Origin of the sequence: Pseudoduganella sp. UC29_106, assembly GCF_044055365.1 — a bacterium.
Lineage (GTDB): Bacteria > Pseudomonadota > Gammaproteobacteria > Burkholderiales > Burkholderiaceae_D > Rugamonas.
Window position 1 is genome coordinate 3,205,108 of sequence record NZ_CP171977.1, and the last position, 13,482, is coordinate 3,218,589.

15 protein-coding genes are annotated in these 13,482 nt (G+C 62.8%); 12 read left to right on the forward strand and 3 right to left on the reverse strand.

Annotation, left to right across the window (positions count from 1 at the left end; all coding sequences use genetic code 11):
- The first annotated feature begins 43 nt into the window (after positions 1–43).
- Genes ACHMW6_RS16395 through ACHMW6_RS16415 form a run of 5 tightly spaced genes read left to right on the forward strand, consistent with a single transcriptional unit; the run spans position 44 to position 6,012 of the window.
- Positions 44–805, forward strand: coding sequence for a TolC family protein (locus ACHMW6_RS16395; protein ID WP_395408122.1), 762 nt, complete (start codon positions 44–46; stop codon positions 803–805).
- Entirely contained in the window at positions 747–1,280 is a 534-nt protein-coding gene (locus tag ACHMW6_RS16400) for a TolC family protein (protein WP_395408124.1), read from the forward strand. Before ACHMW6_RS16395 ends, ACHMW6_RS16400 begins: the two co-directional genes overlap by 59 nt.
- Complete coding sequence (locus tag ACHMW6_RS16405) at positions 1,277–2,530, forward strand: efflux RND transporter periplasmic adaptor subunit (RefSeq protein ID WP_395408125.1); 1,254 nt, start codon at positions 1,277–1,279, stop codon at positions 2,528–2,530. The genes ACHMW6_RS16400 and ACHMW6_RS16405 overlap by 4 nt, the downstream gene beginning before the upstream one ends.
- Positions 2,527–5,652 carry an efflux RND transporter permease subunit gene (locus tag ACHMW6_RS16410; protein ID WP_395408126.1) on the forward strand — a complete coding sequence of 1,042 codons (3,126 nt, stop codon included), beginning with the start codon at positions 2,527–2,529 and terminating at the stop codon, positions 5,650–5,652. The genes ACHMW6_RS16405 and ACHMW6_RS16410 overlap by 4 nt, the downstream gene beginning before the upstream one ends.
- Positions 5,653–5,670: 18 nt before the next feature.
- The gene (locus tag ACHMW6_RS16415; protein WP_395408127.1) at positions 5,671–6,012 is read left to right on the forward strand and encodes a YnfA family protein; all 342 of its coding nucleotides are present in this window, start codon (positions 5,671–5,673) and stop codon (positions 6,010–6,012) included.
- Here ACHMW6_RS16415 and ACHMW6_RS16420 read toward each other — a convergent pair.
- Positions 6,004–6,414: a response regulator gene (locus ACHMW6_RS16420; protein WP_395408129.1), complete on the reverse strand. Its 411-nt coding sequence runs from the start codon at positions 6,412–6,414 to the stop codon at positions 6,004–6,006. The two genes, ACHMW6_RS16415 and ACHMW6_RS16420, sit on opposite strands and share 9 nt — an antisense overlap.
- Positions 6,415–6,690: 276 nt before the next feature.
- On the opposite strand from ACHMW6_RS16420, the gene ACHMW6_RS16425 reads away from it, so the two are divergent.
- The 4 genes from ACHMW6_RS16425 (at position 6,691) to ACHMW6_RS16440 (ending at position 10,200) form a co-directional block, all read left to right on the forward strand.
- Entirely contained in the window at positions 6,691–7,188 is a 498-nt protein-coding gene (locus ACHMW6_RS16425) for a DUF4157 domain-containing protein (RefSeq protein ID WP_395408131.1), read from the forward strand.
- A gap of 50 nt (positions 7,189–7,238) precedes the next feature.
- The gene (locus ACHMW6_RS16430; protein WP_395408132.1) at positions 7,239–8,405 is read left to right on the forward strand and encodes a pyridoxal phosphate-dependent aminotransferase; all 1,167 of its coding nucleotides are present in this window, start codon (positions 7,239–7,241) and stop codon (positions 8,403–8,405) included.
- Between the two features lie 317 nt (positions 8,406–8,722).
- Entirely contained in the window at positions 8,723–9,703 is a 981-nt protein-coding gene (locus tag ACHMW6_RS16435) for a poly(3-hydroxybutyrate) depolymerase (protein ID WP_395408133.1), read from the forward strand.
- A gap of 20 nt (positions 9,704–9,723) precedes the next feature.
- Entirely contained in the window at positions 9,724–10,200 is a 477-nt protein-coding gene (locus ACHMW6_RS16440; protein WP_395408134.1) for a hypothetical protein, read from the forward strand.
- A gap of 3 nt (positions 10,201–10,203) precedes the next feature.
- On the opposite strand, the gene ACHMW6_RS16445 is transcribed toward ACHMW6_RS16440, so the two are convergent.
- On the reverse strand, positions 10,204–10,764 hold the full coding sequence (locus tag ACHMW6_RS16445) for a TetR/AcrR family transcriptional regulator (RefSeq protein ID WP_395408135.1): 561 nt from the start codon (positions 10,762–10,764) through the stop codon (positions 10,204–10,206).
- 88 nt (positions 10,765–10,852) lie between these two features.
- Here ACHMW6_RS16445 and ACHMW6_RS16450 point away from each other — a divergent pair, with 88 nt between their 5' ends.
- A complete protein-coding gene (locus ACHMW6_RS16450) occupies positions 10,853–11,146 on the forward strand; it encodes a DUF1330 domain-containing protein (protein ID WP_395408136.1) in 294 nt (97 codons plus the stop codon).
- A 2-nt stretch (positions 11,147–11,148) separates the two neighbouring features.
- Here ACHMW6_RS16450 and ACHMW6_RS16455 read toward each other — a convergent pair whose 3' ends face one another.
- On the reverse strand, positions 11,149–11,649 hold the full coding sequence (locus ACHMW6_RS16455; protein WP_395408137.1) for an Ohr family peroxiredoxin: 501 nt from the start codon (positions 11,647–11,649) through the stop codon (positions 11,149–11,151).
- A gap of 194 nt (positions 11,650–11,843) precedes the next feature.
- Between ACHMW6_RS16455 and ACHMW6_RS16460 the strand changes: the two genes are divergently transcribed.
- Positions 11,844–12,836 carry a LysR family transcriptional regulator gene (locus ACHMW6_RS16460; protein WP_395408622.1) on the forward strand — a complete coding sequence of 331 codons (993 nt, stop codon included), beginning with the start codon at positions 11,844–11,846 and terminating at the stop codon, positions 12,834–12,836.
- A gap of 32 nt (positions 12,837–12,868) precedes the next feature.
- Positions 12,869–13,456 (forward strand): DedA family protein, encoded by a 588-nt coding sequence (locus tag ACHMW6_RS16465; RefSeq protein WP_395408138.1) that lies wholly within the window; start codon positions 12,869–12,871, stop codon positions 13,454–13,456.
- Positions 13,457–13,482: the final 26 nt, after the last annotated feature.

The following is a 13,482-nucleotide window of genomic DNA, read 5'->3' on the forward strand; positions in this document are numbered from 1 at the left end:
ATTGGCGATGCGCGCCTTATCAACGCTTCGGAGCTGTCTCACCATGTATATTTCCTTGCGCGCGCTGTCGGGCGCGTGTTGCCTGTTCGCCGTCGCCGCCTGCGCGACTGCATCCGACATTCTCACCCTTGAATCCGCCCAAAGGCTGGCCCTGGCCCGCTCGCGCAGCCTGCCGGCCCAGGACTTTGCAGCCGCCGCCGCACGCGATCTGGCTGTCGCCGCGGGCCAGCTGCCCGATCCCGTCCTGAAGGCCGGCATCGACAACCTGCCGGTTTCCGGCGCCGACCGCCTGTCGCTGGGCGCCGATTTCATGACCATGCGCCGTATCGGCATCTCGCAGGAGCTCACCAGCAGCGAGAAGCGCCGCTGGCGCGCAGAGCGCTACGAAGCCGAGGCGGCGCGTGCACTTTCAGAGAAGCGTGCGCTGTCCGCCGCCCTTGAGCGCGATACGGCGCTGGCCTGGCTGGAACTGTATTTCGCACGCGAGAGCGACAAGCAGCTTGCCACACTCGAAGTCCAGTCGAAGCAGGAAGTCGATGCGACGCGCAGCGCCTTAAGCGGCGGGCGCGCCACGCTGGCCGACCAGGTCTCAGCCGAGATGGGCGTTAGCCAGATTGCCGAGCGCCGTATCGAATCCGCGCGTCGAGTTCAGGTGGCACAGACCGCGCTGCGGCGCTGGGTCGGCGATGCTGGACTGGAGAAGTTGGGACCCCTTGCCGGACATGAGCGCCGGCGCGTCGCCAAATGTGTGGGACCATCCGCATCTCGCGGCCCTGCATGGCCAGGAGCAGATCGCCAAGGCTGAAAGCGGCCTGGCACAAGCCGCGCGCAAACAGGACTGGAGCGTCGAAGTGGCCTTCCAGCAGCGCGGGTCGGGCTATTCAAACATGGTTTCCTTCGGGGTGTCCGTGCCGCTGCAGTGGGATAGGGACAAGCGACAGAATCGCGAGATTGCGGCCCGCCGGCTGCAGGAGCAGCAGGCGCAGGCCGAACTCGAGGAAGCGCAGCGCGAGCTGGCGGCAATGGCGCAGTCGCAGTTGGCCGAATGGCAGGCCGGCGTTGCGCGCGTGACGCAGTACCGCGACACGACGCTGCCGCTGGCTGAGCGCAGGCAGGAAGCCGTGCTGGCCGAGTACCGCGGCGGCAAGGCTGCTCTCGCCGATGTGCTGGCGGCACGCCGCGCAGCGGTCGATACGCGCCTGCAGGCGGTCGACGCCGAGGCGGCGATGGCAAAGGCCTGGGTGCAGTTGAATTATCTGAAAGCGGGAGGCCAGCCATGAAACGCGCGGCGATTATTTCCGCTTCCGTCGCTGCCGCACTGGCTGCAGTCGGCGCCGCCTATTGGGCTGGACTGCAGCACGGACAAGGCGCACAACCCGCACCGGCGCAGGCATCGGCGCCGCAGGATGCCCGCAAACCGCTCTACTGGCACGATCCGATGGTGCCCGGCCAGCGCTTCGACAAGCCGGGCAAGTCGCCTTTCATGGACATGCAGTTAGTCCCCGTCTATGCCGGCGAAGGCGCGGCGAGCGGCGTGGCGATCGACGCCCGCACGCGCCAGAATCTCGGCGTGCGCACCGCGGAGGTGAAGGAAGGCCAGCTCGCCTCCGCCGTGGACGCGGTAGGCACCGTGGCCTGGGACGAGAGCCGGATGTTCCTGGTGCAGGCGCGCAGCGCAGGCATCGTAGAGCGACTGTTCGTGCGCACGCAGTTCGCGCAAGTGCGGAAAGGCCAGCCGCTGGCCGAGCTGTATGTGCCGGACTTTGTCGCAGCCCAGGAGGAATACCTTGCGGCGCGGCGGCTGCAGGCGGACGGAATAAGCGGCATCGCCGATGCGGCCCGCCAGCGCATGCGGCTCGCGGGCATGACGGAAGAACAGATCCAGTCCGTGGAACGCAGCGGCAAGGTCAACGCGCGCGTCACGGTCACAGCGCCGGAAAGTGCCGTGGTGGCCGAACTTGGTGCGCGCGAAGGCATGACCGCCAGCGCGGGTGCGCCGCTGTTCAAGTTGAATGGCACCGGCAGCGTCTGGGTCCATGCGGAGGTCGCTGAAAGCGCCGGCGCGGCGCTGCAGCCAGGTGTTAAAGCGCAGGTGCGTACCGCTGCGATGCCGGGACAGACGCTTGAGGGCCGCGTATCAGCGGTGCTGCCCGATATCGATCCAGCCACGCGCACGCGCAAGGTGCGTATCGAGCTGTCCAATCCCGGCATGCGCCTGGTGCCGGGCATGTTCGCCAACGTGAGTTTTGCCCCGGCGGCCGCGCGTACAATGCTGCTGGCGCCATCGGAGGCCGTCATCCGCACCGGCAAGCGCAGTGTGGTGTTCATCGAAAACGATGAAGGGGGCTTTGAGCCAGTCGATGTTGAACTGGGCGCGGAAAGCGGCGGCCAGGTGGAGATACGCGCCGGCGTGAAGGCGGGCCAGCGCGTGGTGACATCGTCCCAATTCCTGGTGGACTCCGAAGCCAGCCTGCGCGGCGTGGAAGCGCGCATGGCGGCGCCGGCCGAAGGGCATGGAGACCATAAATGATTGCGCGCCTTATCCGATGGTCGATCGCCAACCGCTTCCTGGTCCTGCTGGCGACAGTAGTGCTGGCTGCGTGGGGCGTGTGGGCTCTACTGCGCACGCCGCTGGATGCGATTCCGGACCTGTCGGACACGCAAGTGATCATCCGCACCAGCTATCCGGGCCAGGCGCCGCAACTGGTCGAAAACCAGGTCACCTACCCGCTGACCACGACCATGCTCTCCGTGCCGGGAGCCAAAACGGTGCGCGGATATTCCTTCTACGGCGACTCTTTCGTCTATGTGCTGTTTGACGACCGCACGGACCCGTACTGGGCGCGATCGCGTGTGCTGGAATACCTGAACCAGGTGCAGTCGCGGCTTCCGGCCCAGGCGCGGCCTTCGCTGGGGCCGGATGCCACCGGTGTCGGCTGGATCTTCGAATACGCCCTGGTCGACCGCAGCGGCAAACTGGACCTGGGCCAGTTGCGTGCCTTGCAGGACTGGTTCCTGAAATATGAGCTGAAGACCGTGCCCAACGTGGCCGAAGTGGCGAGTATCGGCGGCATGGTGCGGCAGTACCAGATCCAGCTCGACCCGGTGCGCATGCGGGCGCTGAACGTCACGCATGCGCAGGTGGTGGAGGCAGTGCAGCGCGCCAACCAGGAAAGCGGCGGGTCTGTACTGGAAATGGGCGAAGCCGAATACATGGTGCGCGCATCAGGCTACCTGAAATCGCTCGACGACTTCCGCCAGATCCCGCTGAACGCAAACGCCGCCGGCGTGGCTGTAACGCTGGGCGACGTCGCTACCGTCCATATCGGGCCGGAGACGCGGCGCGGCGTGGCGGAACTGAACGGGGAGGGCGAAGTGGCGGGCGGTGTGATCGTCATGCGTTCGGGGAAGAATGCGTTGGAGACGATAACGGCAGTGAAAGCCAAGCTGGAACAGTTGCGCGCCAGCCTGCCCCGAGGGGTGGAAATCGTGACGACTTACGACCGCTCGCAGCTGATTCGCGGCGCGGTGACGAACCTCGAACACAAGCTGCTGGAGGAGTTCGTGGTCGTTGCCATCGTCTGCGCGCTGTTTCTGCTGCACGCACGCTCGGCCCTCGTGGCGATCATCACGCTGCCGCTGGGCGTGCTGGCTTCTTACCTGATCATGCATTACCAGGGTGTGAATGCCAATATCATGTCGCTGGGCGGCATTGCGATTGCGATTGGCGCGATGGTGGATGCGGCCGTGGTCATGATCGAGAACGCGCACAAGCATATCGAGGCCTGGCGTCACGCCCACCCGGGTGAGGAGCTGGCGGGTGCTGAGCATTGGCGCGTGATCGGCGACGCAGCGATTGAAGTGGGGCCGGCGCTCTTTCTTTCCATGCTGATCATCGTGCTGTCCTTTATTCCCGTGTTCACGCTGGAAGCGCAGGAAGGGCGCCTGTTCTCACCGCTGGCCTTCACCAAGACCTACGCGATGGCCGCCGGCGCCATGCTGTCCGTGACGCTGGTGCCGGTGCTGATGGGGCTCCTGATTCGCGGTCCGATTCCGGCCGAGTCCCGCAATCCGCTGAACCGCTGGCTGGCGGCCGCTTATGCGCCCCTGCTCAGGGCCGTGCTGCGCGCTCCGAAATTGACGCTGGTGTTCGCGGCGCTGTTTGCCGTGCTCTCGCTGTGGCCCTTGTCGCGCCTGGGCGGCGAGTTCATTCCGGCGATGGACGAAGGGGATTTGCTGTATATGCCGAGCGCCTTGCCGGGCATCGGCATCGGCAAGGTCTTGGAATTGCTGCAGCAGACGGACCGCCTGATCCGTACCGTGCCTGAAGTGGAAAGCGTATTCGGCAAGGCAGGCCGCGCGGAAACGGCAACCGATCCGGCGCCGCTGGAAATGTTCGAGACCACGATACGCTTCAAGCCGCGCGAGCAATGGCGGCCGGGCATGACGCCCGATAAGCTGGTCGAGGAACTGGACCGGATCGTCAAGGTGCCAGGCCTTTCCAACGTCTGGGTGCCGCCTATCCGCAATCGCATCGACATGCTGGCCACCGGCATCAAGAGTCCCGTTGGCGTGAAGATCGCCGGCACCGACCTGGCCGAGATAGACCGGATCGCCTCGCAGGTCGAGCATGCGGTGCAAGGCGTGCCGGGCGTGCGCTCGGCGTTGGCCGAACGGCTGACGGGCGGGCGCTACGTGAATATCGACATCGACCGCCGCTCTGCTGCGCGCTATGGCCTGAATGTGGCGGATGTGCAGAGTGTGGTGGCCAGCGCCATCGGTGGTGAAAATATCGGCGAAACGGTGGAGGGCCTGCAGCGCTTCCCGATCAATGTGCGCTATCCGCGGGAGTGGCGCGATTCGGTCGACGCGCTGCGCCGGCTACCGGTGCTCACGCCAAAAGGCGCGCAGATCCAGCTGGGCGATGTCGCCTCTGTGCGGATCGAGGATGGGCCGCCAATGATCAAGAGCGAGAACGCGCGGCCGTCCGGCTGGGTCTACATCGACATCCACGAGCGGGACCTGGGGAGCGCCGTGCGCGACATGCAATATGCCGTGGCGCAGAAAGTGAAGCTGCCGCCGGGCTACTCTATCGCCTGGTCGGGCCAGTTCGAATACCTGGAGCGGGCCGCGGCTCGCCTGCAGATCGTTGTTCCCGCCACCCTGGCAATCATTTTCCTGTTGCTCTACCTGACCTTCCGCCGTGTGGATGAAGCGCTGCTGATCATGGCTACGCTGCCGTTTTCGCTGGCCGGCGCAGTGTGGCTGCTGTGGATACTCGGCCATCACTTGTCGATTGCCGGCGGCGTGGGCCTGATTGCGCTGGCCGGCGTGGCGGCGGAATTTGGCGTGATCATGCTGCTTTATCTTAAGCATGCCTGGGAGGCCCGGCTCGATGCAGCCGACACCGGCGATGCGGGGCTGCGCGAAGCGATCGAGGAGGGCGCCTTGCTGCGTGTGAGACCGAAGGCGATGACAGTGGCCGTGATCGTGGCTGGCCTGATGCCCGTCATGTTCGGCCATGCGCCCGGCTCGGAGGTCATGCAGCGCATTGCAGCGCCGATGGTTGGCGGTATGATTACGGCTCCGCTTTTGTCCATGCTCGTGGTTCCGGCTGCGTACTACCTGCTGCGCCGCTGGCGGCCCCGATAAAACCAATGTGAATAACGCATGACCGATATCCCTGCGCTGCTGCGCGCCATTGGCCTTTTCTTCGCGACGGCCATCGCGGAACTCATAGGTTGTTACCTGCCGCTGCTGTGGCTGAGCGGAAAAGGTCCCGTGTGGCTGGTGCCGATCGCCGCGGTCAGCCTCACGGTCTTCGTGTGGCTCCTTACGCTGCATCCGGCGGCCAGCGGCCGGGTGTACGCGGCTTATGGCGCGGTGTACATTGCGTCGGCAATCGGCTGGCTATGGCTGGTGGATGGGATCACCCCGAACTGGCGCGACATCGCCGGTGTCGGGCTGGCACTGGCCGGCGCCGCGGTTATCGCTTCGGGCAAGTCAGCTTGAAGACGGGGATGATGGCTGCAAGGGCAGTTCAGCTTCGGCCAGCGGCGCGATCTTCATGGCGGACATCAGCTGGTCGAATTGCAGCGGCTTGTTCAAGACAATACTGAAGCCCGCCGCCATCGCCTGGTCTGCAACGCCCTGATCGTCCCAGCCCGTCAATGCGATAAGGATGGGGCAGCGCTCGCCGTAGGTGCGCCGCAGTTCTTCGGCCACGTCATAACCGCTCATGCCCGGCATGGCGAGATCCGAAATGACGTAGGCCGGCATCAGCTGGGCAACCGCTGCGATGCCATCGCGGCCGTTGTAGGCGCGTTCGGTCAGCCAGCCGTGCTGGATGAACAGGGCAGTCAGGGTGTCAACAGTGTCGCGGTTGTCGTCAATAATCAGTACTACATTTTCCATAGCTGCGTAACCTGCAAAGCTGTGGGGACATAGTCCCCCAGTCAAAAGTCTATTCCCGGTAACACAACAGAGTCATCAGCCACACGCCCGCGGGCGTGTCAGCGTAGTCCTACCCGGCGTTGGGAACTTTTCGTATGCTATTGATTATTATTAAAAATAAATGCTTTATTGGTTACATTTGGCGAGACTTCTCCGAAATAAAACCAAGCAAAATGGCTGCTCAGTCTTAGCTGATGCGTGCGTAACGCTGAGCGCCAATTTAGAGGAGACCTCACCGTGTCACATAACGTCATACAGTGCAGTTTCCAGGCCGGAGCGATCAGGAAACGGCGCGGCATCGTCCAGCGCCAGGCCAATGGCAGCGCCTTGCTGGTGCCGGTCCGCCTGGCTGGTTCAGGCAAGGTCAATGGGCAGCCTTTGCCTTCGGCTGTCCTGCACAAGATGGAAGCCGCCTTCGGTGCGACCTTCTCCGACATCAGGGTGCACGTCGGCCCCGAAGCCGGCGCGATCGGCGCCGTAGCCTTTGCGCGCGGTTCCGACCTCTATTTCGCACCGGGCCAATATGATCCGTACTCGATGCGCGGCCAGCAACTGCTGGGCCATGAACTGGCGCATGTGGTCCAGCAACGGGCAGGGCGCGTACGCAACCCGTTCGGCGCCGGCGTGGCCGTGGTTGAGGACCGGGAGCTCGAGGACGAGGCGGACCAGATGGGACGCGCGGCGGCCAATGGCCTGGCGGCGCACCCGCGGCTACGCAGAAAACGCTGGCCCTGATGCAGTTTGGTACACTCGGGGTAGTAAGATCAACGCCTCGCAGGGACCAAATGAAACTGGCAGATAGAACCGACGCCGTTGCGCCATTTTTCGCAATGGAGTTCGGCAAGCATGCGGCCGCGCTGGAAGCGCAGGGCCATCACATCATCAAACTGAATATCGGTGAACCCGACTTCGACGCGCCGCCGCTGGTTGTAAAAGCGATGCATGAAGCAATCGAAGGCGGCCACACTTCCTATACCGCGGCGCTCGGCATTCCGCCGCTGCGGGCAGCCATTGCGGACTTTTACCGCTCCAACTACGGCGTATCCGTAGACGCTTCGCGCGTGGTTGTTACCGCCGGCGCGTCGGCGGCGCTGCTGCTGGCTTCCGCCGCGCTGGTCAACCCTGGCGACGAAGTGCTGGTGGGCGATCCATCCTATCCCTGCAACCGGCACTTCATGTCCAGCTTTGGCGCCCAGGTCAAGCTGGTGCCCACCACGGCGGAAAGCCGCTTCCAGCTCAATGAAGAACTGGTGCGCAGCCACTGGAGCGCGCAGACGCGCGGCCTGATGATCGCCACGCCGTCCAACCCGACCGGTACCTCCGTGCCCGAGGCTGAACTGGCCGCACTGTGTGCGTTCGCAAAAGAGCGTGGCGCCTGGCGCATCGTTGACGAAATCTATCTCGGCCTGACCTACGGCGACCATCGTGCCCTCAGCATCCTGAAGCAAGATCCAGAAGCCATCGTGATCAACAGCTTCTCCAAGTATTTCGGCATGACAGGCTGGCGCCTGGGGTGGGCCATCGTGCCGGAAGAAATGGTGCCGGTGATGGAACGCCTGGCGCAGAATTACTATATCTGTCCCTCGGCGCCCACGCAGTATGCGGCGCTGGCCTGCTTCGAGCCTGAGTCGCTGGCGGTATGCGAGGAGCGCAGGGCGGACCTCGCGCGCCGCCGTGAACTGATCGTCACCGGTCTTAAACGCATCGGCCTGAATGTACCGGTCGAACCGGACGGCGCCTTCTATGTCTATATCGATGTCAGCCAGACGGGCCTGAATTCCATGGACTTTTGCGAGCGTGCGCTCCACGAAGCCCACGTCGCGCTCACGCCGGGCAACGACTTTGGCCAATGCTCGGCTGCCGACCACGTGCGCCTCTCATACGCCGCCTCCACCAGCGAACTGGAACTCGCGATCACCCGTCTCGCCCCCTTCATCCAAAAACTCCTCTAAGGCGTAGGGCGGATCATTCGATCCGCCGTGCATGCCTTGCCTTCAGCGCCTGCGCTCTTCCAGTGAAAATAATTCAGCTTGCATTTCATAGACTTCGGGTATCTTGATAAATCGCAAAGTCCTTCATCAAGCTGATAGCAGAATACCGCTTCACCCTCGGCTGCTTCACACAGGCCAAGTCACCCGCAAGTTTTCTTCGCAAGCTAATCAGGAGGATCACGATGGTTGCAAATGCAAACGGGAAGATTGTCCAACTAGGATCGTATAAAGCTTCAAAACGGAATAACTCGATCTCCGGTCTGTCGTCCGGAGCGTTCATGACCGTGCAGCTGCACCTGGCGCATTCGTCCAGCTTCGCCGGCGCCGGCATCATCGCCGGCGGTCCTTTCCGCTGCGCCGAAACCTATCGCAGCAACGAGCTGGTGACAGCGGAGGACTCCTGCATCGAGAACTCCCTGTATATCTGCATGAATCCCCTGATCCCGCAAACCACGCCGGATGCAAGCCGTCTGGTGAATATGGCGCGTGAAACCGCCAGGGCAGGCCTGATCGATGACGTGGAAAACCTGGCCGACGACCGCGTCTACATCTTCACCGGCAGCGCCGATGAAGTGGTCTATTCGGATGTGGTGGCGAGAACCCGCCAGTTCTACGAAATGCTGGGCGTGAAGCAGGACAGCATCATCTATCACGACAATGTGCCGGCGGGCCACAGCATCATTACGGACAATCCCGAAGACTCCGAACTGGCCGCGAACCAGCCCCCGTACATCAACAACGGCGGCTTCATGCAGTCGCATGACATCCTGCGCCACATCTACTCCGGCCTGAAACCGGCCGCGGAACACTTGACCGGCCAGATGGTCCGCTTCGACCAGACCGAATTCCTGGGCGAGGATATGCCCTGGGCCAGCATGAGCCGCTTCGGCTATGCCTATATTCCATCGCGGGTGGTGACCGGCGACGTGAAAGAGCCGCGCGTGCACATCGCACTGCATGGCTGCAAGCAGGGCTACAACTACACCGACTACGTCAACGGCCGCGCCGACATCTCCAACCAGCCGCCGTACGGCAACCGCTACTTCACCACAACCGGCTACAACCATATCGCGGAAAGCAACGACATCATCGTCCTCTACCCGCAGGCCGAAGGCACCGATAACGGCGAAATCCAGAACCCGGACGGTTGCTGGGACTGGTGGGGCTACACAACGCGGGACCCGAAGACGCCTTACTATTCGCGCAACGCTGTCCAGATCAAAGCCATTCACGCCATGCTCGACCGCCTGCGCGGTTAAGCAGCTCCCAGGAGGATGTCATGAGCAAGCTTCCCGTCGTTGTTGGATTGAACTCTATCGATAAACCCGGCGTGCCGGCTGAACATGCGCTGTTCGCTGCCGGCGCAATGGCGCCGGTCGCGCACGCGATGGCCACGCAAAGGCTGGCGCAAAAGCAGGCCGCCCGAGCCTTGAGCAACGGGGCGCTGACCATGGGCCTGGCAATGCGCCTCTGGGACCCGGTCGTCTGGAATGAATGGATGCAGTTGCAGGCTGCGGTCGTGAAGCGTCTGCAGATGCAAGCACAGGACTGGAAGCAGGGCTGTGCGATTCTCGCCGAGGATTACGCCCAGATCCGTCAGGCGAACACCATGTCGAAGCTGATGGAAAAGCACTGCAACCTGATGTCGCAATCGGCGGTGCTGTTGACCAATCAGGCCACGAATCTGGTGGCCCTGATGGAAAACATCGACGTCGATTACGGCTACTGGGCAAGCCAGAAAGTAGGGCGGGCCTGAGTTTCAGGTGCGTTGCATGCCCAGGACCATGATGTCCACCAGGCCCTGGGCGCCGGCGCCACGGTCGGCCCTTCCGCCGACATTGACCACGCCGGCGATGGCAGCGAGCATTTCGGGCCCGGTCAACGGCAACTGGCGCCCGGATTTTCCTTCGGCATTCGCAACCAGCAGGTTGACTGCTTCGTTCAATTGCGGCCCCGCCGCCGGCGAAGCGTTGACCGCTTCGGACATCAGCTGCTTGTTTGCGAGGTAGTCAGCGAACAGCAGCAGCCATTGGCGCAGCGCTTCCCAGTGCGGATGTCCTTCCTTCAGCGAGTGCGCCGCTGCGGCCAGCTGGTCGCTCTCATTGCGATAAACCTGTTCCAGCAAGGCCTCACGCGTGGGGAAGTGGCGGTAAAGCGTGCCGATGCCGACACCGGCCGCCTTCGCGATTTCATCCAGCGTGGCGGCGCCGCCTTTCACCGCGAACTTGGTCTTAGCGATATCCAGCAGCAGTTGACGATTGCGCTCTGCATCGGCGCGTGGTTTGCGGCCGCTTTGCGGCGTGGCTTCCGTGTCGGTCATTGTTGTCTTTGGCAAGCGGAGATGGGCTCCGATTATAAACGGCCTGCCAGTTTGGACCTATACTCTTATTTTCCTCAAGGAGCCCAGCATGTCCGCTTACATTTTAATGATCCGCGATAAGACCACCGATCCAGCCGAATTCGCGCAGTACGCGCAGTTGGCGCCGAACGCGCGCCATGGACACGACATCTCGCGCGTGGCGTTCTACGGAACGATGGAAGTATTGGAGGGGCCGGCGGCGGAAGGCGTAGCCATCCTCCGTTTCCCGGACATGGCTGCCGCCAAAGCCTGGTACAACAGCCCGGCCTACCAGGAAGCGCGCGAGCACCGCTTCAAAGGCGCGGAGTACCGCATGCTTTTGGTCGAAGGCAGCGACGTCTGACCTTATCCGTCAACGTGCACCGCAACCACGTTGACGATGCCTTGCCGGGCCATCTTCGCATAGGGGCAGATGCGCTCCGTACTGCGCACCAGCTGCTCGGCGATTGCGCGCTGGATGCCCGGCAACTGGACGCGGACTTCGACGCTGAGGGTGTAAAGGCCATCAACCGGGTCGCGGCCAAATGTGACGGAAGCATCGACCGCGGCATCATGAAGTTCAATACCGTTCTTGGCAGCGACCAGTACAAGGGCGCCATGGAAGCAGGCCGCATAGCCCGCCGCAAACAGTTGCTCAGGATTCGTGCCGCCGCCCGGACCGCCCATGGCTGCCGGCAGACGCAAATTCAGGTCCAGGGTGCCGTCATCCGAGCGCACTACGCCCGATGCCCTGCCATGTTCGGCTTCGCCACCCGTGACGCGAACGCGGCCCGTGTATAGCTCTTCAAACTCGTGACCGCGATATTTGTCGAGCAGTGTCAGTGGGGGAGGGGTCAGCTTGTCCATGAGGGGATTGTAATCTCCTGGCTCAGTTCGCAGGGGCATCGGGAGGGAATCATAGTGTTGCCCGGCGGGCGACAATCGTTGGCGCCGAGCGTTTCCGTTAAACCAGTCGCTTTTTTCTTGTAATAAATATCATTCCGGGTATAAAGTAGCGCTATCAAGAGCTGAAAGATTGACTGCGAGTGCCTATCTCGACCATGTTGACCACTTCTTCTCCACCCGCCAGCGATGACTCGCTGGCGTCCAGTTTCGCCACCAGCTACGCTGGCGTAATTGCTTTCCTTGCCGTCGTCAGCGAAGGGAGCTTTGCCAAGGCCGGAGACCGGCTGGGTATAGGCCGCTCGGCGGTAAGCCGGAATGTGCAGAAGCTCGAAGCGCAGCTCGACACGCGCTTATTCCTGCGCACCACGCGCAGCACCGCGCTTACACCCGAGGGCGAGCTTTTCTACCAGAACTGCAATCCCGGCGTCGAACGCATCGTCCAGGCACTCGAAGACATGAAAGAACTGCGCCAGGGCCCGCCACGCGGCCAGTTGCGCATCTGTTCCACTCCCGGCTTCGGCCGCAAGGTCATCGCGCCCTTGCTGAACGGTTTCTACGCCACCTATCCGGAGATTGCGATCGACTTCTTCCTCAAGGAAGGCCCGCCGGACTTCACTTCCGAACGCATCGACGTCGCTTTCCGCGATGGAAAAATGGACGACAGCCAGATCGTCGCCAAGCAGCTGATCCCGATGCAGATGGTCGTGTGCGCCTCACCCGAGTATGCGAGCCTGCACGGCTTGCCCTGCACGGTTGAAGATCTGGAGGCTCACAACTGCATCAACTACCGCCTCGCCTCGGGGCGCATCGCCGAATGGGAGTTCAAGGTCGGCGGCATCTGCCAGAAAGTCTGCCCCAAGGCGAAGCACATCTTCAACGACGCGGAACTCATCGTCCAGGCAGTACTGGACGGGCGCGGTATTGCGCAGCTGCCGGCCTACCAGGTTCACACCTTGCTGCACGAGCGCCGGCTGATCGCCTGCCTCGCGCAAAACTCACCCGACGATCGCGGCCACTACGCGTGCTACCTGAGCCGCAAACACCTGCCGACACGAATCCGCGTTTTCATCGACTACATGACCGAGCAAATCCGCATGCTCGACCTGCACAACTCCACGGACGTCATTCCCATTAGCTATTGCGCATGATTGTCAACGCAATGACAACACCGTGAGTCCCTTTGCGGGGCTACCGGCGCGGAAGCTTCACGCCTACGATTTCTCCAAGGGGCATTGCCACGCAAACTGAGGAGAACATCATGCCGTCCCATGAATTATTGACGCATTATGGCGTTCTGATTGTATTCATCAATGTCTTCGGCTCCTCATTGGGCCTGCCGATACCCGCCACACCGACTTTGATCATGGCCGGAGCCGCGATAGCGCTCGCCGCGGAAGGCTTTTCGTCCGCCGCGGCCGTGTTTGGCGTCGTGCTGGGGGCGGCCGTGATCGGCGGCGCGCTCGCCGACATCGTCTGGTTCCATGGCAGCAAATGCGGCGTGCTGATGCCACGGCGACTCGACATGAGCGATAAGCTCTCGTCCCTGGGCCGCTGGGGCGTGCGCACGCTGCTTATTGCACGTTTCGTACCGGGACTTGCCTTTATTGCGGTGCTGCTGTGCGGAAGGCGCGCTGTTTGCCTGCGTTCCTTCATCCTGCATGACTGTGCGGGTATTGGCCTTTGGGCTGCTGCCGCCATGGCTGCCGGCGCGCTTTCGGCCCCGCACATCGAAACCACCTATGCCGCGGCCTGGCAATTTATCTGGTAAGCGCTGATTGGTGCGCAGCGCGCAAC

What these genes read in the sequence shown, in the direction of transcription:
- ACHMW6_RS16430 (WP_395408132.1), top strand. Translation starts at nt 7,239, where the DNA reads ATGAAACTGGCAGATAGAACCGACGCCGTTGCGCCATTTTTCGCAATG.
- ACHMW6_RS16460 (WP_395408622.1), top strand. Translation starts at nt 11,844, where the DNA reads ATGTTGACCACTTCTTCTCCACCCGCCAGCGATGACTCGCTGGCGTCC.
- ACHMW6_RS16445 (WP_395408135.1), bottom strand. Translation starts at nt 10,764, where the DNA reads ATGACCGACACGGAAGCCACGCCGCAAAGCGGCCGCAAACCACGCGCC.
- ACHMW6_RS16440 (WP_395408134.1), top strand. Translation starts at nt 9,724, where the DNA reads ATGAGCAAGCTTCCCGTCGTTGTTGGATTGAACTCTATCGATAAACCC.
- ACHMW6_RS16415 (WP_395408127.1), top strand. Translation starts at nt 5,671, where the DNA reads ATGACCGATATCCCTGCGCTGCTGCGCGCCATTGGCCTTTTCTTCGCG.
- ACHMW6_RS16405 (WP_395408125.1), top strand. Translation starts at nt 1,277, where the DNA reads ATGAAACGCGCGGCGATTATTTCCGCTTCCGTCGCTGCCGCACTGGCT.
- ACHMW6_RS16410 (WP_395408126.1), top strand. Translation starts at nt 2,527, where the DNA reads ATGATTGCGCGCCTTATCCGATGGTCGATCGCCAACCGCTTCCTGGTC.
- ACHMW6_RS16435 (WP_395408133.1), top strand. Translation starts at nt 8,723, where the DNA reads ATGACCGTGCAGCTGCACCTGGCGCATTCGTCCAGCTTCGCCGGCGCC.
- ACHMW6_RS16450 (WP_395408136.1), top strand. Translation starts at nt 10,853, where the DNA reads ATGTCCGCTTACATTTTAATGATCCGCGATAAGACCACCGATCCAGCC.
- ACHMW6_RS16420 (WP_395408129.1), bottom strand. Translation starts at nt 6,414, where the DNA reads ATGGAAAATGTAGTACTGATTATTGACGACAACCGCGACACTGTTGAC.
- ACHMW6_RS16395 (WP_395408122.1), top strand. Translation starts at nt 44, where the DNA reads ATGTATATTTCCTTGCGCGCGCTGTCGGGCGCGTGTTGCCTGTTCGCC.
- ACHMW6_RS16455 (WP_395408137.1), bottom strand. Translation starts at nt 11,649, where the DNA reads ATGGACAAGCTGACCCCTCCCCCACTGACACTGCTCGACAAATATCGC.